The organism is Pseudomonas sp. MOIL14HWK12:I2 (assembly GCF_000510745.1).
GTDB lineage: Bacteria > Pseudomonadota > Gammaproteobacteria > Pseudomonadales > Pseudomonadaceae > Chryseomonas > Chryseomonas oryzihabitans.
Window position 1 is genome coordinate 298,294 of sequence record NZ_AZOA01000008.1, and the last position, 20,246, is coordinate 318,539.

The 20,246-nt window shown below is 68.2% G+C and carries 20 protein-coding genes; 18 read left to right on the top strand and 2 right to left on the bottom strand.

Annotated elements, in window-relative coordinates:
* Positions 1 to 2 precede the first annotated feature (2 nt).
* Both PSK12I2_RS23755 and PSK12I2_RS0106545 read left to right on the top strand, forming a co-directional pair.
* A complete protein-coding gene (locus tag PSK12I2_RS23755; protein WP_037007551.1) occupies positions 3 to 749 on the top strand; it encodes an ABC transporter ATP-binding protein in 747 nt (248 codons plus the stop codon).
* Positions 750 to 778: 29 nt separating this feature from the next.
* Complete coding sequence (locus PSK12I2_RS0106545; protein WP_027597749.1) at positions 779 to 1,381, top strand: trans-aconitate 2-methyltransferase; 603 nt, start codon at positions 779 to 781, stop codon at positions 1,379 to 1,381.
* Positions 1,382 to 1,421: 40 nt separating this feature from the next.
* On the opposite strand, the gene PSK12I2_RS0106550 is transcribed toward PSK12I2_RS0106545, so the two are convergent.
* A complete protein-coding gene (locus PSK12I2_RS0106550; RefSeq protein WP_027597750.1) occupies positions 1,422 to 2,207 on the bottom strand; it encodes a MetQ/NlpA family ABC transporter substrate-binding protein in 786 nt (261 codons plus the stop codon).
* A gap of 17 nt (positions 2,208 to 2,224) precedes the next feature.
* Entirely contained in the window at positions 2,225 to 3,592 is a 1,368-nt protein-coding gene (locus tag PSK12I2_RS0106555) for an LLM class flavin-dependent oxidoreductase (RefSeq protein WP_027597751.1), read from the bottom strand.
* A gap of 259 nt (positions 3,593 to 3,851) precedes the next feature.
* Here PSK12I2_RS0106555 and PSK12I2_RS0106560 point away from each other — a divergent pair, with 259 nt between their 5' ends.
* The 16 genes from PSK12I2_RS0106560 to PSK12I2_RS0106635 all read left to right on the top strand — a co-directional run bounded on the left by PSK12I2_RS0106560 (position 3,852) and on the right by PSK12I2_RS0106635 (position 20,245).
* Positions 3,852 to 4,835 carry an aliphatic sulfonate ABC transporter substrate-binding protein gene (locus PSK12I2_RS0106560; RefSeq protein ID WP_027597752.1) on the top strand — a complete coding sequence of 328 codons (984 nt, stop codon included), beginning with the start codon at positions 3,852 to 3,854 and terminating at the stop codon, positions 4,833 to 4,835.
* A 17-nt stretch (positions 4,836 to 4,852) separates the two neighbouring features.
* On the top strand, positions 4,853 to 5,851 hold the full coding sequence (locus PSK12I2_RS0106565; protein WP_027597753.1) for an aliphatic sulfonate ABC transporter substrate-binding protein: 999 nt from the start codon (positions 4,853 to 4,855) through the stop codon (positions 5,849 to 5,851).
* Positions 5,852 to 5,859: 8 nt separating this feature from the next.
* Entirely contained in the window at positions 5,860 to 6,666 is an 807-nt protein-coding gene (locus PSK12I2_RS0106570; protein ID WP_037007561.1) for an ABC transporter permease, read from the top strand.
* Positions 6,666 to 7,382: an ABC transporter ATP-binding protein gene (locus PSK12I2_RS0106575; RefSeq protein WP_027597755.1), complete on the top strand. Its 717-nt coding sequence runs from the start codon at positions 6,666 to 6,668 to the stop codon at positions 7,380 to 7,382. The genes PSK12I2_RS0106570 and PSK12I2_RS0106575 overlap by 1 nt, the downstream gene beginning before the upstream one ends.
* Before the next feature lie 118 nt (positions 7,383 to 7,500).
* Complete coding sequence (locus tag PSK12I2_RS0106580; protein ID WP_027597756.1) at positions 7,501 to 8,238, top strand: ABC transporter substrate-binding protein; 738 nt, start codon at positions 7,501 to 7,503, stop codon at positions 8,236 to 8,238.
* Between the two features lie 162 nt (positions 8,239 to 8,400).
* Positions 8,401 to 9,084: a TerC family protein gene (locus tag PSK12I2_RS0106585; RefSeq protein WP_027597757.1), complete on the top strand. Its 684-nt coding sequence runs from the start codon at positions 8,401 to 8,403 to the stop codon at positions 9,082 to 9,084.
* A 166-nt stretch (positions 9,085 to 9,250) separates the two neighbouring features.
* Entirely contained in the window at positions 9,251 to 10,258 is a 1,008-nt protein-coding gene (locus PSK12I2_RS0106590; RefSeq protein WP_256203952.1) for an ABC transporter substrate-binding protein, read from the top strand.
* A gap of 26 nt (positions 10,259 to 10,284) precedes the next feature.
* On the top strand, positions 10,285 to 11,166 hold the full coding sequence (locus PSK12I2_RS0106595; RefSeq protein ID WP_027597759.1) for a TauD/TfdA family dioxygenase: 882 nt from the start codon (positions 10,285 to 10,287) through the stop codon (positions 11,164 to 11,166).
* A 14-nt stretch (positions 11,167 to 11,180) separates the two neighbouring features.
* Complete coding sequence (locus PSK12I2_RS0106600; protein WP_027597760.1) at positions 11,181 to 12,062, top strand: ABC transporter ATP-binding protein; 882 nt, start codon at positions 11,181 to 11,183, stop codon at positions 12,060 to 12,062.
* Between the two features lie 15 nt (positions 12,063 to 12,077).
* Positions 12,078 to 12,944: an ABC transporter permease gene (locus tag PSK12I2_RS0106605; protein WP_027597761.1), complete on the top strand. Its 867-nt coding sequence runs from the start codon at positions 12,078 to 12,080 to the stop codon at positions 12,942 to 12,944.
* Positions 12,945 to 13,699: 755 nt separating this feature from the next.
* Complete coding sequence (locus PSK12I2_RS0106610; protein ID WP_027597762.1) at positions 13,700 to 14,788, top strand: LLM class flavin-dependent oxidoreductase; 1,089 nt, start codon at positions 13,700 to 13,702, stop codon at positions 14,786 to 14,788.
* Between the two features lie 70 nt (positions 14,789 to 14,858).
* Positions 14,859 to 15,806 carry an ABC transporter substrate-binding protein gene (locus PSK12I2_RS0106615; RefSeq protein WP_027597763.1) on the top strand — a complete coding sequence of 316 codons (948 nt, stop codon included), beginning with the start codon at positions 14,859 to 14,861 and terminating at the stop codon, positions 15,804 to 15,806.
* Entirely contained in the window at positions 15,803 to 17,128 is a 1,326-nt protein-coding gene (locus tag PSK12I2_RS0106620) for an LLM class flavin-dependent oxidoreductase (RefSeq protein ID WP_027597764.1), read from the top strand. The genes PSK12I2_RS0106615 and PSK12I2_RS0106620 overlap by 4 nt, the downstream gene beginning before the upstream one ends.
* Positions 17,129 to 18,310, top strand: coding sequence for an acyl-CoA dehydrogenase family protein (locus tag PSK12I2_RS0106625; RefSeq protein WP_027597765.1), 1,182 nt, complete (start codon positions 17,129 to 17,131; stop codon positions 18,308 to 18,310).
* A 3-nt stretch (positions 18,311 to 18,313) separates the two neighbouring features.
* Entirely contained in the window at positions 18,314 to 19,279 is a 966-nt protein-coding gene (locus tag PSK12I2_RS0106630) for an ABC transporter substrate-binding protein (protein ID WP_371100362.1), read from the top strand.
* Positions 19,280 to 19,354: 75 nt separating this feature from the next.
* On the top strand, positions 19,355 to 20,245 hold the full coding sequence (locus tag PSK12I2_RS0106635) for a LysR family transcriptional regulator (protein WP_027597767.1): 891 nt from the start codon (positions 19,355 to 19,357) through the stop codon (positions 20,243 to 20,245).
* Position 20,246: the final 1 nt, after the last annotated feature.

The window sequence follows — 20,246 nt, forward strand, 5'->3', positions numbered from 1 at the left end:
CCATGACGACCACCCCCTTGTTGGCGGTCGAAGCCATCGAAGTCCGTTACGACGGCGCCATCCTAGCCGTCGATGGCGTCAGTCTGGAGGTCGGCCAGGGCCAGATCGTGGCCTTGCTGGGCGCCAATGGCGCCGGCAAGAGCACCACCCTCAAGGCCCTCTCGGGGCTGCTCGGCGCCGCTCGCGGCGCCCTGGTCCGCGGCGCCATCCGCTACGAGGGGCGGGACCTCGCGGGCCAGTCGGCCGATGCCCGGGTCCGTGCCGGACTGGTCCAGGTGCTGGAAGGGCGCCACTGTTTCGGGCGACTCAGCGTGGAGGAAAATCTGCTCAGTGGCGGTTTCGTCCGCCGCCTCGGGCGCGCCGCGCAGCGCGCGGAACTGGAGCGCATCTATGCCTGGTTTCCCCGCCTGGCCGGCAAGCGCCGGCAGCTGGCGGGTCTGACCTCGGGCGGCGAGCAGCAGATGATCGCCCTGGGTCGTGCACTCATGGCGCGGCCCCGCCTGCTGCTGCTGGACGAACCCTCCATGGGCCTGGCGCCGCTGCTGGTGGAGGAAATCTTCGCAAGCGTCGCCCGGCTCAACCGCGAGGAGGGCCTGAGCGTGCTGATGGCCGAGCAGAACAGCGCCATCGCCCTCGACTACGCCCACCAGGCTTTCGTGCTGGAAAGCGGGCGGGTGGTGCAGTCCGGCGTGCCCGGCATGGGTCTGACGCACGAGACGGTGCAGGCGGCCTACCTGGGGGTGGGCTAAGCTCCCGGAACGACCAGGGAGCCCACGCCATGAACAAGACCTCCTACAACGCCATCGCCGACAGCTTTCGCCAGGCCCGGGTCAGCCTCAGGGACGACGAGCGTCGCTACCTGGAGGTGCTCCTGGAAAAGCTCGAACCCGGCGCCACCCTGCTCGATCTGGGCTGCGGCACCGGCACGCCGGTCGCCGCCGCCATCCTCGCCCAGGGGCATCGCGTGCTCGGGGTCGATCAGGCGGCCGCCATGCTGGCCCATGCGCGGCGGGAATTTCCCAAGCAGCGCTGGATCGAGGCGCGGCTGGAAACCTATGCCTGCGCCGAACCCTACCAGGGCGCGCTGCTGTGGGATGCGCTGTTCCATCTGGAGCGCCGCTGGCACGCGACGCTCCTGGCGCGGGTGATCGCCGGGCTTCCGCAAGGGGGGCGGCTGATGTTGACGGCGGGCGGCTCGGCGGCGGATGCCTTCGTCGATACCATGTTCGACCAGCCGTTCTTCTATGACTCCCATCCGCCCGAGGAACTGCGCGCCCTACTGCTGGGGCAGGGCGTGCGCATCCTCATCGACGAATTCATGGACCTGCCCGACGGCGGGCGCAACCGTGGACGCTGCGCCTTCGTCGTGGAGAAGCTCTGACGCTCCAGGTGCCGTTCTCGCCAACAGAATGGGGCGCCAGTCAGTCCTTCCAGCCCGGCTGGTAGAGGGTGCCGTGGGCCTGGTCCAGGGCGGCGCGGACCTTGGGCGAGTGCTGGTAGAGGTCGATCAGCTTGGCCAGGCGCGGATCGTCCCTGTTGTCCGGACGGGCGACGAACTGGATGACGTACTCGGGGTAGTCGAGGCCATCGAAGAGCAGGGCCTGGTTGGGATCTATGGTCTTGGCCAGGCGCAGGTAGTGCGGATAGCCCTGGGCCACGTCGACGTCGTCCAGCGAGCGGGCCAGCTGCACGGCCTCCAGTTCGACGATCTGGATATCGCGTGGATTGCCAGTGATGTCCGCCAGGGTGGCGTGGTAGCCGACGCCGGGCTTGAGGGTGATGAAGCCGGCCTTCTCCAGCAGCAACAGGCCACGGCCGCCGTTGATGGCATCGTTGGCGATGGCCACCCGCGCGCCCTTGGGGATCTCGGCCAGGGTGCGGTACTTCTTCGAATAGAGCCCGACGTTGTTGATGATCCCCGGCGCCACCGCCACCAGGTCATAGCCGGCGGTGCGCTTGGCGTTCTCCAGGAAGGGGATGTGCTGGTAGTAGTTGGCATCGATGTCGTGGTTGGCGAGGCTGGTGTTGGGGGCGATCCAGTCGCTGAATTCGACGATCTCCACGTCCACCCCGGCAGCCTTGGCCTCCTGCACCGCGACTTCCAGTGGCGGGGCGAAGGCGGCGGTGGTGCCTATCTTGAGCGGCGCGGCCAAGGCTGCGGTGCTGAAGAGGCCGAGGGCGAAGAGCAGGGGCTTGAGGCGGGTCATGGGGCGTCCTTGAATGGTCAGGCCTGGCGGAAACGGCTGCCGAAATGGCGGGTGTCGAGGTGGTCGCCACGGCCGAACAGCTTGTGTCTGAAGCTGCCGTCGGCATAGGCGGTCTTGTAGCGACCCCGGCTCTGCAACTCCGGGATCACCAGGTCGATGAAGTCGCCATAGCACTCGGGCGTGACGGTGCGGGCCAGGTTGAAGCCGTCCAGCCCGGTTTCGTCGATCCAGCCGAGCAGGGCGTCGGCCACCTGCCCGGGATCGCCGACCAGGGCGGTGTAGCGGCCACCGAGGGCGTGCTGCTCCAGCAGCTTGCGGCGGGTCCAGCCGGCGTCCTTGGCGACCAGGCGCTTGAGCGCCGATTCGATGGCCTCGGTCCGTTGCGGGCGGATGGGTTCGTCGAGGCTATAGGCGGCGAGGTCTATGCCCACCGAGGCCGAATGGTGGGCGACCCCGGCCTCGGGGCTGGCGTAGTGCAGGTATTCGGCGTGCTTGTCGCGGGCTTCGGCAGCGGTGGGGGCGACGATCACCGTGAGGCCCATGAACAGCTTGACGTCATCCGCGCGGCGGCCGGCGGCCACTGCCGCGCCCCGCACTCGGTCGACCTGGGCGCGGGTGGCGGCCTGGTCCTGCCCGGAGATGAACACGCATTCGGCATGGCGCCCGGCAAAGGCCAGGCCGCGGTCCGAGGAGCCGGCCTGGAACAGCACCGGGGTGCGTTGCCGCGAGGGCTCGCAGAGGTGATAGCCCTCGACATCGAAGAATTCGCCATGGTGCGCGACCTTGCGCACCCGCTCGGGGCGGGCATAGATCCGCTGGACGCGATCCCGGACCACCGCATCGTCGGCCCAGCTGCCTTCGAGCAGCTTGTAGAGCACTTCCAGGTATTCGTCGGCCTGGTCGTAGCGACGGTCGTGGGCGATCTGCCGGTCCAGGCCCATGGCGCGGGCGGCGCTGTCCAGGTAGCCGGTGACGATGTTCCAGCCAACTCGGCCTTCGCTCAGGTGATCCAGGGTGGAGAGGCGGCGGGCGAAGGGATAGGGCGGCTCGTAGGTGAGGTTGGCGGTGAGGCCAAAACCCAGGTGCCGGGTGCTGGCAGCCATGGCCGAGACCAGCAGGAAGGGGTCGTTGACCGGCAGCTGGATGGATTCGCGCAGGGTCAGGTCGACATTGCCGCCGTAGACGTCGTAGACGCCCAGGATGTCGGCGATGAACAGCCCATCGAACAGGCCGCGCTCCAGCAGCTGGGCCAGCTCGGTCCAGTAGCCGAGGGTGTGATAGCGGCTGGAGGTGTCACGCGGATGGGTCCAGAGGCCATGGTTGATATGGCCCACGGTGTTCATGTTGAAGGCGTTGAGCAGCACCTGCTTGGCGGGAGCGGTCATGGGGCGGGCGCCCCCATGGGGATAAGAGTCCGGAGCACAGCCATGGGATCCTCGGGTTCAAGGCGAAAGGAGAGATCCGGTGGTCCGGTGGTTATACGTTAGCTTTCAGAAAGACAAGGCTTTAAATAGCCTTTCGGAATAACGTTAGGGCTGTCTTGGTACGGCAGTCGCCTCTAACCAAATTCCAAATCGGTATTAATCTGACCTTTGCTTATTCCTTATCGTGGCGGCCATTCATTCGCCGCTCGCTGAGGCATTCATGGCCGCTATCCGCTATTCGTTCCGCGCAGGTCTCCGCCGCGGGCTGCTCGCCCTGGGTCTGCTGGGCCTCGCCTGCGCCGCCCAGGCCGATACCAGCCTGCGTATCGGCTACCAGAAATCCTCCACCCTGCTGGTGCTGCTCAAGGAGCAAGGCACCCTGGAGCGGGATCTGGCAGCCAAGGGCATCACCGTCAGCTGGCATGAGTTCTCCAGCGGCCTGCCGCTGCTGGAATCTCTCAACGTCGGCAATGTGGATCTCTCCGCCGACGTCGCCGATACCGTGCCGGTGTTCGCCCAGGCGGCGGGCGCCAAGCTCACCTATTTCGCCCGGGAAACGCCATCGCCCCAGGCCCAGGCCATCCTGGTCCCGGAGGGCTCGCCGCTGCACGCCCTCGCCGATCTCAAGGGCAAGCGGATCGCCGTGACCAAGGCCGCCGGTAGCCACTACCTGCTGATCGCCGCCCTGCAGAAGGCAGGGCTGACCTTCGCCGATATCCAGCCGGCCTATCTCACCCCGGCGGACGGTCGCGCCGCCCTGGAGAATGGCAAGGTGGATGCCTGGGTGACCTGGGAGCCCTTCGTCGCCAGCGCCCAGCGCCAGCAGCACGTCCGCATCCTCGCCTCGGGCGAGGGCCTGGCCAGCTACCAGCGCTATTACTTGGCCGCCACGCCCTATGCCCAGGCTCATCCCGAGGTGCTGGGCCTGGTGTTCGCCGAGCTGCAGCACACGGGGCAGTGGGTGAAGCAACACCCCGCCGAGGCGGCACGGATTCTCGGTCCGCAGTGGGGTCGCCTGGACGAGGCTACCGTCGAGCTGGCCAACGGCCGCCGCACCTACGATGTCCAGCCGGTCAGCCGCGCCGCCCTCGGCGAGCAGCAGCGCATCGCCGATGCCTTTCACGCCGCCAGGTTGCTGCCCACTGCGGTGGACGCGAGCGCCGTGGACCTCTGGACCCCCAGCGCCCCCCTGACCTCCCGCTAGTCGACAAGGAACTCGAGATGCAGAAGACCACGCTACGCTGGGCCGCCGGTCTGGCCCTGCTCGGCAGCGCGCTGCTGGCGCAGGCCGCACCGCCCAAGGAAGTCCGCCTGGACTACGCCTACTACGCCCCCACCAGCCTGGTGCTCAAGGAGCAGGGTCTGCTGGAAAAGCGCCTTGGCGAGCAGGGCATCGCCGTGCGCTGGGTGTTCAGCCAGGGCAGCAATCGCTCGCTGGAATACCTCAACAGCGGCAGCACCGATTTCGCCTCCACCGCGGGGCTCGCAGCGCTGCTCAGCCGCGCCAATGGCGCCCCGATTGAAACCCTCTATCTCGCCAGTCGCCCGGAATGGACCGCGCTGGTGGTGCCCAAGGATTCGCCGCTCAAGTCCCTGGCCGATCTCAAGGGCAAGAAAATCGCCGCGACCAAGGGCACCGATCCCTATCTGTTCCTGCTGCGCAGCCTGCGCGAGGCGGGCCTGAAGAAGGGCGACGTGGACATCGTCCATCTCCAGCACCCGGACGGTCGCGCCGCCCTGGAGCGCGGCCAGGTGGATGCCTGGGCCGGGCTCGATCCGCACATGGCCGCCAGCGAATTGCAGGCGGGCTCGCGCCTGCTCTATCGCAATCTCGACCTCAACAGCTATGGCGTGCTGAGCACCACCGAGGCCTTCGCCAAGGCCCAGCCGGAGCTGGTCAAGGCGGTGCTGGGCGCCTATGAGGACGCGCGCCACTGGACCCTGGCCCATCCCCAGGAGACCGCCGAGTTGCTGGCCAAGGCGTCCGGCCTGCCGCTGGAAGTCGCCCAGCGCCAGCTCGCCCGTACCGATTTCAGCCAGCCGCTGCCCGGTCCGCAATTCGTCGCCGCGCTCAAGGGCGCCGCGCCGCTGCTGGCTGAGGAAGGTCTGGTACGCCCCGGCGTGGACGCTGTCGCGGCGGTCGATGCCCTGGTCCAGCCCGCGCTGGCCCAGGCGGTGATCAAGGCCGAACCCGCCGTGGCCAAGGCGACCGCGCCGTGAGTGATGAACTGACCCAGGCCGCGCCGCTGGTCCAGGCCGCCCGACCCGCCCGCGGCGCGGGTGGCCGCTGGCGCGGCGCCGTGCTGCCCCTGGGGCTGGTGGTGACGCTGGAAGCGGTGGTGCGCCTGGGCTGGCTGCCGGCTTACCAGATGCCACCGCCGAGCGAGGTGCTGCGGACCCTGTGGCTGCTGGGGGAAGGGGAGTTGTGGCGGCACCTGGCGGCCAGTCTGGCGCGGGTCGCCAGTGGCTTCGCCCTGGGCGCGGGTCTGGCGCTGCTGATCGGCGCCTGGGTCGGACTGTCGCGCCGCGCCGAGGCCTATCTCGATCCGCTGTTCCAGGCGCTGCGCGCCATTCCCAGCCTGGCCTGGGTGCCCCTGCTGCTGCTCTGGCTGGGTATCGATGAAACGCCCAAGATCGTGCTGATCGCCCTGGGTGCCTTCTTTCCACTGTACCTGGCGCTGGTCAGCGGCATCCGCGACGTCGATCGCCGCCTGGTGGAAGTGGGGCGCCTCTATCGCCTGTCACGCCCGGCGCTGATCCGCCGCATCCTGCTGCCGGCTGCCTTGCCCAGTCTGTTCACCGGCCTGCGCGGAGCCCTGAGCATGAGCTGGATGTTCCTGGTGGCCGCCGAATTGATCGCCGCCACCGCCGGCCTGGGCTACCTGCTCAGCGACGGTCGGGAGACCTCGCGACCGGACGTGGTCATCGCCGCCATCCTGGTGCTGGCGGTGCTCGGCAAGCTCAGTGACGAACTGCTGCTGCGCCTGGAACGTCGGGCGCTGGCCTGGCGTGACACCTACCAGGGTGGTCAGTGATGAGCGAACCCCTGCTGTCTCTCGAACGCATCGGCAAGACCTTTGCCGGGCGTCGGGTGCTGGAGGGCGTCGACCTGACCCTGGCCGCCGGCGAGGTGGTCAGCCTGCTGGGTGCCAGTGGCTGCGGCAAGAGCACCCTGCTGCGCATCGCCGCCGGGCTGGACGACGCCTTCAGTGGCCACATGACCCTGGCCGCGGCTAGCCAGGGCGTCGGCGTGGTGTTCCAGGAGCCGCGGCTGATGCCCTGGCTGGACGTGGCCGCCAATGTCGGTTTCGCCGACGGCGCGCGCTTCGATCGTGCCTGGACGGCGCAGTTGCTCAGTGACGTCGGGCTGGAGGGGCAGGGCGCCTTGCTGCCCAAGCAACTCTCCGGCGGCATGGCCCAGCGGGTCGCCATCGCCCGCGGACTCTATGGTCGCCCACGGCTGCTGTTGCTCGACGAGCCGTTCAGCGCGGTGGACGCCTTCACCCGCTGGCAATTGCAGGACCTGGTGCTGCGCCTGGTGGCCCGGTATCACATCGGCGTGCTGCTGGTGACCCACGATCTGGACGAAGCCTTCTACCTGGGCGACCGCGTCCTGGTCCTGGGCGGCGCGCCCTCCCGCGTGCAGCGCCGCTTCGCCGTGGCGGCGCCCCATCCGCGTGAAAGGCGAGCCCCCGCCTTGCTGGCCCAGGCCGCCGAGGCCTATGGGGAATTGCAGCGGCTCAGGGTGTGAGGCAACGAGCACGGAAGGGTCGACGAAGGCGTGCGCAATCGCCCGCGAGCGGGCAGTATCGGATGGCCGCGGCGAGCCCCAGCCGCACCCCGACAGTCGACCCCTCCAAGGAGCTTCCATGAGCCCATCCGCAGCGGTATTGGCCGAACTGGCCCCCCAGGGCGTTCTTCGCACCGCGATCAACTACGGTAATCCGGTGCTGGCGCAACGCGGCGCCGATGGCGAGCCGGCCGGTGTCTCGGTGGCCCTGGCCCGGGCGCTGGCCGAGCGCCTGGGCGTGCCGGTGCAGTTCACGACCCATGACGCCGCCGGCAAAGTCTTTGCCGCGCTGCAGGAAGACGCCTGGGACCTGGCTTTTCTCGCCATCGAACCGGTACGCGCGGCGCAGATCGCCTTCAGCGAACCCTATGTCATCATCGAGGGCACCTACCTGCTGCGCGCGGACGATCCGGCCCAGGGCGTGGCCGAGCTGGACCAGGCCGGGCGCCGCATCGCCGTGGGGCAGGGCGCGGCCTATGACCTCTATCTCAGTCGCACCCTGACCCAGGCGGAGCTGGTGCGAGCGCCCACCTCGCCAGCGGCCATCGACTGGTTCGTCGATCAGCGCCTGGACGCCGCCGCCGGGGTGCGCCAACCCCTGGAAGCCTATGCCGTGGCTCATCCGGGCTATCGGGTGCTGGCCGACAGCTTCACCGAAATCCGCCAGGCCATGGCCGTACCCAAGGGGCGCGCCGCCGCAGCGGCCTTCGTGCAGGACTTTCTCGATGAGCAACTGCGCAGCGGCCTGGTAGCCCGCGCGCTGGCGGCCAGCGGGCAGGGCGACGTGCGGATCGGCGCGCCCTCGACGGGCGGCTGAAGGGCCGCCCGGCGCCAGGCGGAATCGATCCGCGGCGCCGTTTCGTCGGCTGGATGACAGCTTGGGGCGCTATTCTTGGCGCCGCGGCAGGGGCCCGATGAAATCATCGACGGCTCCTGCTGCCCAATGCCTGTCCCAGCACCCTTAGCTTCGAGGTCGATCTTGCTCGCCACCCTGTCCGATCCCGCCTTTCTCACCGGTCTCCTGCAGATCGTCATCATCGATATCCTGCTCGGCGGCGACAACGCCGTGGTGATCGCCCTGGCCTGCCGGCGCCTGCCGGATGCGCAACGACGCAAGGCCATTCTCGGCGGTGTCGCCGGCGCCGTGATCCTGCGCATCCTGCTGCTGTTCGTCGCCAGCTATGTGCTGGGCTGGCCGCTGCTCAAGGTGGTCGGAGGCGTGCTGCTGCTGTGGATCGGCATCAAGTTGCTGATGCCCGAAGAGGACGAGGCCAACGTCAAGGCCGGTACCACCCTGGGCCAGGCCATCTGGATCATCATGGTGGCCGACGTGGTGATGAGCCTGGACAACGTCATCGCCGTGGCGGGCGCCGCCCAGGGGCACCTGGGCCTGGCCATCGCCGGGGTGCTCATCAGCATTCCCATCATCATCTTCGGCAGCCAGCTCATCCTGAAGCTCATGGAAAGGTTTCGCTGGCTGGTGGTGGCCGGCGCGGCGCTGCTGGGCTGGATCGCCGGCAAGCTGATCGCCAGCGACGAACTGCTGCAGGGCTGGCTGGGCTTTGCCGATGTGCACTGGGTACCCTATGCGGCCGGGGCGGTCGGCGCGGTCTTCGTGCTGGCGGTGGGTCAGTTGCTGGCGCGGCGCACCGTCACGGCTTGAGCTTCGCCAGCTGCCCTGGACCCGCTCCATGGCAGCTCCCAAGTGACGGCGCACCTGAGCTGCGCCGTCACTGCATATCGTTAGTCAAATTCCGTCTTTACCAAAAGTTATAACAGCTCATTAGCCTATAACGCTTTCGGATGGCCAGTCGGCCCGGAGCGGGATGATGAGCAGGGTAGGGAAGGGCTTGGCGGCGATCGCCGCGGTGGTGGGTGCCCTGGGCTTCGCGGGCGGTGCCGCCGCCGAGGGCAGGATCAGCATCGCCCAGCAATTCGGCATCGGCTATCTGATCCTCGACGTGGTGCGCGATCGGCAGTTGATCGAAAAGCACGGCAAGGCCGCCGGCCTGGACATTCAGGTGGACTGGAACAGCATCTCCGGCGCCACCGCCATGAACGAGGCGCTGCTGGCCGGCTCGCTGGACGTGGTCTCCGCCGGGGTGCCGCCGATGCTGACCGTCTGGGATCGCACCCGCGGACGGCAGAACGTCAAGGCCATCGCCGCCCTGGGCGCCATGCCCAACTACCTGCTGAGCAATCGCGCCGAGGTCAGGTCGATCAAGGATCTGACCGACCAGGATCGCATCGCCGTGCCGGCGGCGGGCGTGGGCTTCCAGTCGCGCACCCTGCAGATCGAGACGGCCAAGGTCTTCGGCGACGCCCAGTTCAGGAAATTCGATGCCATCAGCGTGAGTCTGCCGCACCCCGATGCCAGTGCCGCCCTGATGGCGGGCGGCGCGGAGATCACCACCCACTTCTCCAGCCCGCCATTCCAGTACCAGGCGCTGGAGAATCCCCGGGTCCACCGCATCCTCAGCAGCTACGACGTCCTCGGCGGACCGGGCACCTTCAACGTGCTCTACACCACCGAGAAATTCCACGACGAGAATCCCAAGACCTACCGCGCCTTCTATGACGCCCTGGTGGAAGCCGCCGCCTTCATCCGCGCCAACAAGGCGGCCGCGGCCGAGGCCTATATCCGCGTGGAGAACTCCAAGCTGCCGCTGGCCCTGGTGCAGCGCATCGTCGAGGACCCGGAGATCGACTTCACCGTCGAACCACAGCGCACCTTCGTCTACGCCCAGAAGCTGCATGAGCTGGGCGTGCTGAAACACCAGGCTGCCTCCTGGCAGGACTACTTCTTCCCCGAAGCCCACGAGCGTCCCGGCAGCTGAGCTGGACCACCAAGGAGAAAACTCCAATGACTCTCGCATCCCCCCGTCCGGCCGCCGGCCAGACTTTCGAGATCCGTCCCTTCGGCAACCTGGGTGCCGAGATCCTCGGCATCGATCTGGCCCGGCCGCTCAATGGCGACGACTTCGCCCGCGTCCATCGCGCTCACCTGGACCACCATGTGGTGGTGTTCCGCGACCAGCGCATCACCCCCGAGGAGCAGATCGCCTTCAGTCGCCGCTTCGGCGAGTTGCAGATCCATGTGCTCAAGCAGTTCCACCTGGCCGGCCACCCGGAGATCCTCATCGTCTCCAACATCGTCGAAGACGGTCAGCCGATCGGCCTGGGCGACGCCGGCAAGTTCTGGCACTCGGATCTCTCCTACAAGGAGCTGCCGAGCCTGGGTTCCATGCTGCATGCCCAGGAGTTGCCGGAGGAGGGCGGCGATACGATCTTCGCCAACATGCACCTGGCCTACGACACCCTGCCGGAGGCGCTCAAGCGCCAGCTCGACGGTCTGCAGGCCGAGCATTCCTACACCGCCACCTATGCCAAGCCCAAGTTCGAGGGCAACTGGCGGCCGACCCTGACCGCCGCGCAATTGGCCGAGGTCAAGGCGGTGGTGCATCCGGTGGTGCGCACCCATCCGGAGAACGGCCGCAAGGCGCTGTTCGTCAGCGAGGGCTTCACCACCCATATCGTCGGCCTGCCGGAAGACGAGAGTCGCGAGCTGCTGGCCGAGCTGTACGCCCACAGCGTCAAGCCCGAGCACCTCTATCGCCACCAGTGGCAGCCCCATGATCTGGTGTTCTGGGACAATCGCTCGCTGCTGCATCTGGCGGCCGGCTGCCCCAACCATATGAGGCGCAAGCTGTATCGCACCACCATCCAGGGCGATGCGCCTTTCTGAGGGAGGAGACGACCATGACCGCTCCTCTCGCTTCCCGCCCGCACCTGACCCTGGCGCAGACCCAGCCGTTGCTGCAGGTGCAGGATCTCGACCTCGAATACCGCACCCGCGAGCGCCGGGTGCGGGCCACCCACCAGGCATCCTTCGAGGTGCATGGCGCCGACCGTTTCGTCCTGCTCGGCCCGTCCGGCTGCGGCAAGTCCAGTCTGCTCAAGTCGGTGGCGGGCTTTCTGCCGCCGCTGCATGGCGAGATCCGTCTGGAAGGCCAGCCGATCAAGGGCCCGGGACCGGATCGCATCGTGGTGTTCCAGGAATTCGATCAGCTGCCGCCGTGGAAGACGGTGCTGGAGAACACCATGTTCCCGCTGCTCGCCAGTCGCCAGGCCAGTCGTGGCGAGGCGCGCGAGCGGGCGCTGCACTACCTGGACAAGGTCGGCCTGGCGCGCTTCGTCGATGCCTATCCGCATCATCTTTCCGGCGGCATGAAGCAGCGGGTGGCCATCGCGCGCGCCCTGGCCATGCAGCCCAAGATCCTGCTGATGGACGAACCCTTCGCCGCCCTGGACGCCCTGACCCGGCGCAAGATGCAGGAAGAATTGCTGGCGCTCTGGGACGAGGTGCGCTTCACCCTGCTGTTCGTCACCCATTCCATCGAAGAGGCGCTGGTGGTGGGTAATCGCATCCTGCTCCTGTCGCCCCATCCGGGCAGGGTCCGCGCGGAACTCAACTGCCACCAGTTCGGCCTCGAGGACTTCGGCGGCGCCGAATTCCAGAGCACCGCACTGCGCATCCACAACCTGCTGTTCCCCGACGACGTCCAGACCCTGCCACCGGAGGTCGCCGACGAGCGCCTGCGCCTGCAGCAGGCCATCGTCCAGGGCCGCATTTCCTACTAGTTTCGAGGTAGACCCATGACTCGACAGCCCCCGGTGCGGGCCGAATACCAACGGGACCTCGCGCCCCTCGACGACTTGCCGCTGGCGGTCGAGCTACCCCTGGCGACGCGCCTGTGGAGCCAGGCCTGGCTGCGCAAGCTGGTGATCCTGGCGATCCTGATGCTGGCCTGGGAAGTGGCCGCCCGCTGGCAGGGCAACGACCTGCTGCTGCCCAGCTTCCTGCAGACCGCCGCGGCCTTCTGGGATGGCCTGGCGACCGGCGAGTTGCCGGCCAAGGTCGCCATCTCCCTCGGCACCCTGCTCAAGGGCTATCTGCTGGGCGTGGTCCTGGCCCTGGCGCTGAGCGCCCTGGCCGTCTCCACCCAGTTCGGTCGCGACCTGCTCGGCACCCTGACCTCGATGTTCAATCCGCTGCCGGCCATCGCCCTGCTGCCCCTGGCGTTGCTCTGGTTCGGCCTCGGCGAGAACAGCCTGGTGTTCGTGCTGGTGCATTCGGTGCTCTGGCCCATGGCGCTCAACACCTATTCGGGTTTTCTCGGCGTCTCCGACACCCTGCGCATGGCCGGGCGCAACTACGGTCTCAAGGGCCTGCGGTACGTCGGGCTGATCCTCATCCCGGCGGCGCTCCCGGCCATCGTCTCGGGCCTGAAGATCGGCTGGGCCTTCGCCTGGCGCACCCTGATCGCCGCCGAGCTGGTGTTCGGCGCCTCCAGCGGCAAGGGCGGCCTGGGCTGGTATATCTTCCAGAATCGCAACGAGCTCTACACCGACCGCGTCTTCGCCGGCCTGGCCGCGGTGATCATCATCGGCCTGCTGGTGGAGGGCCTGGTCTTCGCCACTCTGGAACGGCTGACGGTGAAGAAGTGGGGCATGCAGCGGTAGGGTCTGGCGCCTTTTTGTTGGGCTTCGCTGCGCTCAACCCGACCTACGGAATAGCACCATGGGTTGGGTTGAGACGGCCTTATCGTCGAAGCCCAACAAATTGCAGGATCTGCACGGGCAACGTCGCTTCAACTCTCACTCGGACCACCCCCTCTCCCCCTGGGAGAGGGCTGGGGTGAGGGCGCCCCTCGCAGCGAAGTCCTCCAGCGGAAAAGGCTGCGCCGTTTTCCACGCTACGAAGCTCGACCCTCACTCGGACCACCCCCTCTCCCCCTGGGAGAAGGCTGGGGTGAGGGCGCCCTTCGCACCCGATCCCCAGTGGAAAAGGCTGCGCCGTTTTCCACGCTACGGAGCTCGACCCTCGCTCGGACCACCCCCTCTCCTTTGGGAGAGGGCTGGGGTGAGGGCGCCCTTCGCAGCGAAGTCCTCCAGTGGAAAAGGCTACGCCGTTTTCCACGCTACGGAGCTCCAACCTTACTCGGACCACCCCCTCTCCCTTTGGGAGAGGGCTGGGGTGAGGGCGCTTCCACACCTGATCCTGCAGTGGAAAAGGCTGCGCCGTTTTCCACGCTACGGTGTCGTCGCGGAAGAAAAGGAAGCTCCGCACTATCTGCCTTAAATGCGCACAGTAAATAAAACTCGAATTAGGATATGCGCATAAGGAATTTCCTTCTTATGCCCTGGCTACCTAAGGTGGACCCCAGCCAACGCCTTCCAAGAAGGCCTCCCCTTACCTCGGCACGGGATTCACCACCATGAGCATCCAATTCCTCGGCATGATCGGTCATCGCCTCACCTCCGAGATCATCGCCCCCTCCGGTCCCATCTTCGACAAAGGCTACGTCACCCGCTTCGCCCAGGCCCACGAGCAGGCCGGCTTCGACCGTATCCTGGTCGGCTACTGGTCCGATCAGCCCGATGGCTTCCTGGTTACTGCCCTGGCGGGGCAGGCGACGCAGACGCTCAAGTTCCTGCTGGCCCACCGGCCCGGTTTCGTCGCCCCGACGGTGGCGGCGCGCAAGCTGGCGACCCTCGACCATCTGCTCGACGGCCGCCTGGCGGTGCATATCATCAGCGGCGGCAGCGACGGGGAGCAGCGCAAGGACGGCGACTGGCTCGACCACGACCAGCGCTACGCCCGCACCGAGGAATTCCTCGACGTGGTGCGCCAGGAGTGGACCAGCACCCAGCCCTTCGACCACGAGGGTGAGCACTACCGGGTGGCGAACGGCTTCTCCGCCATCAAGCCGCTGCAGCAGCCGAGCCTGCCGGTCTATTTCGGCGGCTCCTCGCCCGCCGCCCTGCGGGTCGCCGGCAAGCACGCCGATGTCTTCGCGCTCTGGGGCGAATCCCTGGCCCAGACCCGCGAGACCATCGCCGCGGTCCGCGCCGAGGCGGCGCGCCACGGCCGTACCCCCAGGTTCAACGTCTCCTTCCGAGTGATCCTGGGCGATACCGAGGAGGCCGCCTGGGCCAAGGCCGAGGCCATCCGCCAACAGGCCAAGGCGCGCCTGGCCGCAGAAGGCGCCGTACATCCGGCCAAGCCGGAGGCGGTCGGGGCCCAGCGCCTGCGCGATACCGTGGCCTTGGGCGACCGGGTAGATCGCCGGCTCTGGACTGGCATCGCCGCCCTGGTCGGCGGTGGCCACAACTCCACCGCCCTGGTGGGCACCGCCGAGCAGGTGGCCGATGCCCTGCTGGACTACTACGACCTGGGCGTCGACAGCTTCCTGATCCGCGGCTTCGATCCGCTCAACGACGCCGTCGAATACGGTCGCGAGCTGATTCCCCTGACCCGGGAGAAGGTCGCCGCGCGCCTGGCCGGCGCTCGTCGCACCGGCTGAAACTTTCTGACCAACTCACCGCGCGACCGTACCCACGGAGCGCTCCCGATACCCTCGAGGAGACGCCTTCGTGATCAAGGGATTGCTATTCGCCGCCGGCCTGCTGGCCGGCACCTCCGCCGGCCTGGCCCAGGCGGTCACCCTCACCATCGGTGACCAGTTCTACTACAGCAGCACCCTGCTGGAGCAGGCCGGCGAACTCAAGGATCTGCCGTACCAGATCGAGTGGAAGAGATTCAACGCCGGCGGGCCGGCGGTGGAGGCGCTCAACGTTGGCTCCATCGACTTGGGCATCGTCGGCGACACCCCGGTGATTGCCCTGGCGGCCCGCGGTGGCCCGGTCAAGGTAGTGGCGGTGACCCGCAACCGCCCGGACGGCACCGCCATCGTGGTCGGCAAGGATTCGCCGATCAAGACGGTGGCGGACCTGGCTGGCAAGCGCGTGGCCATCTGGAAGGGCTCCTGGAGCCAGCAACTGGTCTATTCGGCGCTGGAGCAGGCCGGCCTGCCCAGCGATGCGCCGCACTACAGCTACCTGATGCCCACCGAGGCGGTCGCCGCCGTAAGCCAGGGCACCCTGGATGCCACCGCGACCTGGGAGCCCTATGTCAGCATGGTGGAACGCCAGGGCGGACGGGTGCTGGTCACCGCCAAGGACCTGATGCCGGCTCCAGTCTATGTGGTGGCTAACACCGGCCACCTGGACGAGAACCGCGCCGCCATCGGCGATTTCGTCGCCCGTTTGCAGCGGGCGCGCAGTTGGGCGCGGGACCACGTCGACGTCTATGCCCAGGCCTGGGCCAGGCGCAACAACTCCGATCCGGCCATCGCCGAGAGCTGGTTCCGCCGCGACGCCACCTGGGTCGAGCCAATCAGCGCCCAGACCCTCGCCGACGGCCAGCAGACCGCCGATTTCCTGGTCAAGGCCGGAGTGTTGCAACAGCCCTACGACGTCAAGCCGCTCTATGACCAAAGCTTCAACCGCTATCTGCAGACGCCCCGGGAGGCCAGCCGATGAGCCGTCAACTGCACCTCGCCGGCTTTCTGCTGGCCGGCCCGGTCGTCCATAGCCATGCCGTCTGGCGCCATCCCGAGACCCAGGGCGACTTTCTCGACCCGGACTACTACGTGCGTGCGGCCAAGGCGCTGGAGGAAGGGCTGTTCGACTTCCTGTTCTTCGCCGACCGCCTGGCCGTGGGCGACCAGCTCGGCGGCTCGCGGGAGACCGCCCTGCGCCTGGGCGCCCAGGACGCCACCCGGCTCGACCCCTTGCCGCTGCTTTCCTACCTGGTGGCCCATACCCGTCGTCTTGGCCTGGGCTGCACCCGCTCCACCACCTACTACGAGCCGGCTCATGTGGCGCGGGCCTTCGCCACTCTGGATCACCTGTCCCGCGGGCGCGCGGCCTGGAACATCGTCACCTCGATGAACGACAGCGAGGGCCGGCTGTTCGGCAAAGCGCGCCACCTGGAGCACGACCTGCGCTACGACCGCGCCGACGAATTCGTCGAGGTGGCCGTCAAGCTGTGGCGCAGTTGGGGAGCCGACGCGCTGCGCCTGGATCGGGCCGCCGGCGTGCTGGCCAACCCCGCGCAGGTGCGCGCCCTCGATCACCAGGGCGACTGGTTCCGCGTGGAAGGACCGCTCAATATCCCGCGCAGTCCCCAGGGGCGCCCGGTGCTGATCCAGGCCGGTTCCAGCGGCCGCGGCCGATGCTTCGGCGCGCGCTGGGCCGAGGCCATCTTCACCATCCAGCCCAATCTCGCCGCCATGCGTGCCTTTCGCGACGACGTCCGCCGCCAGGTGCTGGAGCAGGGGCGCTCGCCGGATGGGTGCAAGATCCTTACCTCGGTGATGCCCTTCATCGGTGGCAGCGAAGCCGAGGCCCGTGCCAAGCAGGAAAGACACAACGCCCTGGCGCAACCGGAAGTGGGGCTGATCACCCTCTGCTCCCAGCTCAACATCGACCTGTCGCGCTTCACCCTGGATACCGCCCTGGGCGAGGTGGTCGAGGTCGCCGACCTGCCGCCGCCCGCTGCCGAGAAGCTGCTGGCGCTGGGGTCGCGCACCACCCTGGCCGAATTGGGTCGCAGCTACGCCGCCAGCGTCCGCGTACCGCAACTGGTGGGTACCGGTGCCCAGATCGCCGACCAGCTGGCCGAGCTGTTCGAAGCCGGTGGCTGCGACGGCTTCGTGATTTCCCCCGGCTACCTGCCGGGTTCCTTCGTCGAGTTCAGCGAGAGCGTGGTGCCGCACCTGCAGCGTCGCGGGCTGTTCCGGCGCCAGTACCAGGGCGAGACCCTGAGAGATCACCTGGGCCTCGGCCCATTGGAGGACTAGATGAGCACATCCAAGGATGCCGAGGGCTGGCTGACGCTGGCCCGCGAGATCGGCGCGGAGTTCGCCGCCCGGGTGGTGGCCGACGAGCGCGACCGCATTCGTCCCGATGCCCAGCTGCAACGACTCAAGGACAGCGGCCTGACCAACCTGGTCATACCTGTGCGGCTCGGAGGTGCCGGCCAGCCCTGGTCGCTGGCCATGCGCGTGCTGCGCGAGATCGCTGCCGGTGACGGCTCGGTGGGCCTGCTCTTCGGCTATCACCTACTTAACACCATCAACCTGCGCCGCGAGCCCCAGCCGCGGCGTGACCGCCTGCTGGCGGAAATCGCCGAAGGCCGGCTGTGGCTGGCCGGGGTGGTCAATCCACGGGATGACGACATCCTCGCCACGCCGAGTGCTGACGGCGGCTATCGCCTGACCGGGCGCAAGGGATTCTGCAGCGGCGCCGCCTTCGCCGATCGGCTCACCATCAGCGCCCGCGATCGAGAGAGCGGGGCGCGCCTGATGGTCACCCTGCCGGCGGACCGGCCGGGACTGGCCTATGCCGACGACTGGGACCACTTCGGCGTGGCCCGCAGCGACAGCGGCAGCTTCACCCTCGACGACGTCTGGGCCAGTGCCGAGGAGGTCCAGGTCTGCGACCTGGAAGACGCGGGTGACTTCGCCGCGGTGATCCGCACCCCGGTCAACCAGTCGGCCTTCACCCAATACTACCTGGGCGCCGCCCAGGGCGGCCTGCGCGAGGCGCGGCGCTATCTGCACGCCGAGGCGCGACCCTGGGTGCATTCCCTCGCCGCCAGCGCCAGCGAGGATCAACTGGTGTTGAGCCAGGTGGGCGAACTCTGGATCGCCCTGCAGGGCGCCGTGGCCCTGGCCGATGTGGCCGCGCGGCAGGTGGACGCCTTGCTGGCCGCCGATGATGCCTTCACCGCCGAGCTGCGCGGCGAGACGGCCATCGCCGCGGCCAGCGCCAAGGTGCTGGCCGCCCGTACCGCCCTCGACGTCACCACCCGGGTATTCGATGCCCTGGGCGCCCGCGCCACCCACAACCGCCTGGGCCTCGATCGCTTCTGGCGCGACGTGCGCACCCACAGCCTGCACGACCCCCTGGCCTACAAGGTGCTGGAGGTCGGGCGCTATGCGGTCAACAGCCAATATCCCGACATCCGCGCCTACACCTGAGGAATTTCCATGCTGCGCAAGACCCTCGTCGGCCTCACCCTCGGCCTGCTGGCCGCTACCCAGGCCCTGGCCACCACCCTGGTGGTGGGCGACCAGATCTACAACACCCGTACCGTGATGGAAGCCGCCGGCGTCCTGAGCGACCTGCCGTATCAACTGGAATGGAAGCAATTCACCGCCGGCTCGCCGGTGGCCGAGGCGCTCAATGTCGGCAGCCTCGACCTGGGCCTGCTGGGCGATGCGCCGCCGCTGTTCCTCGGTGCCCTGGGCGCACCGATCAGGGTGGTCGGCATCAGCCGCCAGAGCCTGGAAGGGGTGGCAGTGCTGGTGCGCGGCGACTCCAGCATCCATAGCCTGGCGGATCTGCAGGGCAAGACGGTGGCCATCTGGAAGGGCTCCTGGAGCCAGCAGCTGGCGCTGGCCGCGCTGGACCGCGCCGGGGTGCCGCGCGAGCAGGTGAACTTCCGCTATCTCAACGCCCTGGACGCCTCCCATGCCCTGGAAGGCGGCTCGGTGGACGCCATCGCCACCTGGGAACCCTATGTCACCCAGGCCCAGCGCCACGGCGCCCGGGTGCTCACCACCGCCGAGGGCCTGATCCCCGCGCAGAGTTTCGTAGTGGCCAGTCAGGGTGCGCTGAACGATGTCGCCCGGCACCAGGCCATCGCCGATTTTCTCCGGCGGCTGCAGCAGGCCCGGACCTGGGCCAATGCCGATCCCGAACACACGGCGCGCTACGCCAGCGCCTGGGCCGAGCGTACCCGTGCCGACGCCGCCATCGCCCAGGCCTGGTTCGCCCGGGCGCGCACCGCTATCGGACCGGTGACTCCTGCGGCCATCGCCCAGGCCCAGCGCACCGTCGACTTCTTTGCCGGCGAAGGGCTGGTCAAGGGCTATGAGGCCAGTCGCCTGTTTTACGACGGCTTCCAGGCAGCCCTGGAACCCCCGGCGCAGACCGCGCAACGCTGAGTACGACACCCACGGAGGCGGCCTTGCGTTATGCTTGAGGCGCATGTCCAGCAACGGGAAGTCAGACGCCTCCTCATGAAGACCGACGATATCGAAGCCTTTGTCGCGGTGATTCGCAGCGGCTCCCTCAATGCCGCTGCCCTGTCCCTGGGGCTCACCCAGCCGGCCATCACCCGCCGCCTGCAGAGTCTCGAACAGGACCTCGGCGTCGACTTGCTCGACCGCCACACCAAGCCGCTCAAGCCGACCCGCCTGGGGCAGGAGGTCTATGGGCATTGCCGTGCCATCCTGCGCGAGATGGACGCCCTGCGCGAGCGGGTGGCGGGCGATGCGCCGCCCTCCGGGCTGCTGCGCCTGGGCGTACCCCAGACCTTGGGCGATGCGCTGTTGCTGGAGGCCGTGAAAGACATCCGCACCCGCTACCCGGAGCTGCGCACCCAGGTGGCGACGGGTTGGGGCAGCGTGCTGGTCAACCGTATCGAGCAGGGTGAGCTGGACGGCGCCCTGGTGCTGTTTCCGGCCAACAAGGTGTTTCCCGATGGCGTCGAGGCCCGGCCACTGGGCGCCATGCCCTTGCAGGTAGTCGGTGCCCATGACCAGGTACCGGGCAGGGCGCAGCGGCTGGCCGACATCCAGGGCCAGGGCTGGGTGCTCAATCCCGACGGCTGCGGTTTTCGCTCCAGTCTGCAACGCACCCTGGCCGAGCAGGGCCAGGCGCTGCGCATCAACCTGGAGACCTACGGCACCGAACTCCAGCTCGGTCTGGTCGCCGACGGCCAGGGCCTCGGCCTGGTCCCAGCGCCGCTGCTGGCCCGCAGCGCCCACCGCGACCGCCTGGCCGCGATCCCGCTGAAGGACTTCAAGCCGGAGATCCAGCTGTGGCTGATCCATCCGCCCTTTCTCGGGGCGTTGCAGGAAGTGGTCGAGGGGTTTGGGCGAGGAGCGCAAGGCTTACTAGAGGGCTGAG

Coding starts and splice junctions, on each gene's coding strand:
- PSK12I2_RS23755 (WP_037007551.1), top strand. CDS start 3: ATGACGACCACCCCCTTGTTGGCGGTCGAAGCCATCGAAGTCCGTTAC.
- PSK12I2_RS0106610 (WP_027597762.1), top strand. CDS start 13,700: ATGAGCATCCAATTCCTCGGCATGATCGGTCATCGCCTCACCTCCGAG.
- PSK12I2_RS0106590 (WP_256203952.1), top strand. CDS start 9,251: ATGAGCAGGGTAGGGAAGGGCTTGGCGGCGATCGCCGCGGTGGTGGGT.
- PSK12I2_RS0106620 (WP_027597764.1), top strand. CDS start 15,803: ATGAGCCGTCAACTGCACCTCGCCGGCTTTCTGCTGGCCGGCCCGGTC.
- PSK12I2_RS0106550 (WP_027597750.1), bottom strand. CDS start 2,207: ATGACCCGCCTCAAGCCCCTGCTCTTCGCCCTCGGCCTCTTCAGCACC.
- PSK12I2_RS0106635 (WP_027597767.1), top strand. CDS start 19,355: ATGAAGACCGACGATATCGAAGCCTTTGTCGCGGTGATTCGCAGCGGC.
- PSK12I2_RS0106605 (WP_027597761.1), top strand. CDS start 12,078: ATGACTCGACAGCCCCCGGTGCGGGCCGAATACCAACGGGACCTCGCG.
- PSK12I2_RS0106575 (WP_027597755.1), top strand. CDS start 6,666: ATGAGCGAACCCCTGCTGTCTCTCGAACGCATCGGCAAGACCTTTGCC.
- PSK12I2_RS0106555 (WP_027597751.1), bottom strand. CDS start 3,592: ATGACCGCTCCCGCCAAGCAGGTGCTGCTCAACGCCTTCAACATGAAC.
- PSK12I2_RS0106545 (WP_027597749.1), top strand. CDS start 779: ATGAACAAGACCTCCTACAACGCCATCGCCGACAGCTTTCGCCAGGCC.
- PSK12I2_RS0106560 (WP_027597752.1), top strand. CDS start 3,852: ATGGCCGCTATCCGCTATTCGTTCCGCGCAGGTCTCCGCCGCGGGCTG.
- PSK12I2_RS0106625 (WP_027597765.1), top strand. CDS start 17,129: ATGAGCACATCCAAGGATGCCGAGGGCTGGCTGACGCTGGCCCGCGAG.
- PSK12I2_RS0106600 (WP_027597760.1), top strand. CDS start 11,181: ATGACCGCTCCTCTCGCTTCCCGCCCGCACCTGACCCTGGCGCAGACC.
- PSK12I2_RS0106580 (WP_027597756.1), top strand. CDS start 7,501: ATGAGCCCATCCGCAGCGGTATTGGCCGAACTGGCCCCCCAGGGCGTT.
- PSK12I2_RS0106565 (WP_027597753.1), top strand. CDS start 4,853: ATGCAGAAGACCACGCTACGCTGGGCCGCCGGTCTGGCCCTGCTCGGC.
- PSK12I2_RS0106595 (WP_027597759.1), top strand. CDS start 10,285: ATGACTCTCGCATCCCCCCGTCCGGCCGCCGGCCAGACTTTCGAGATC.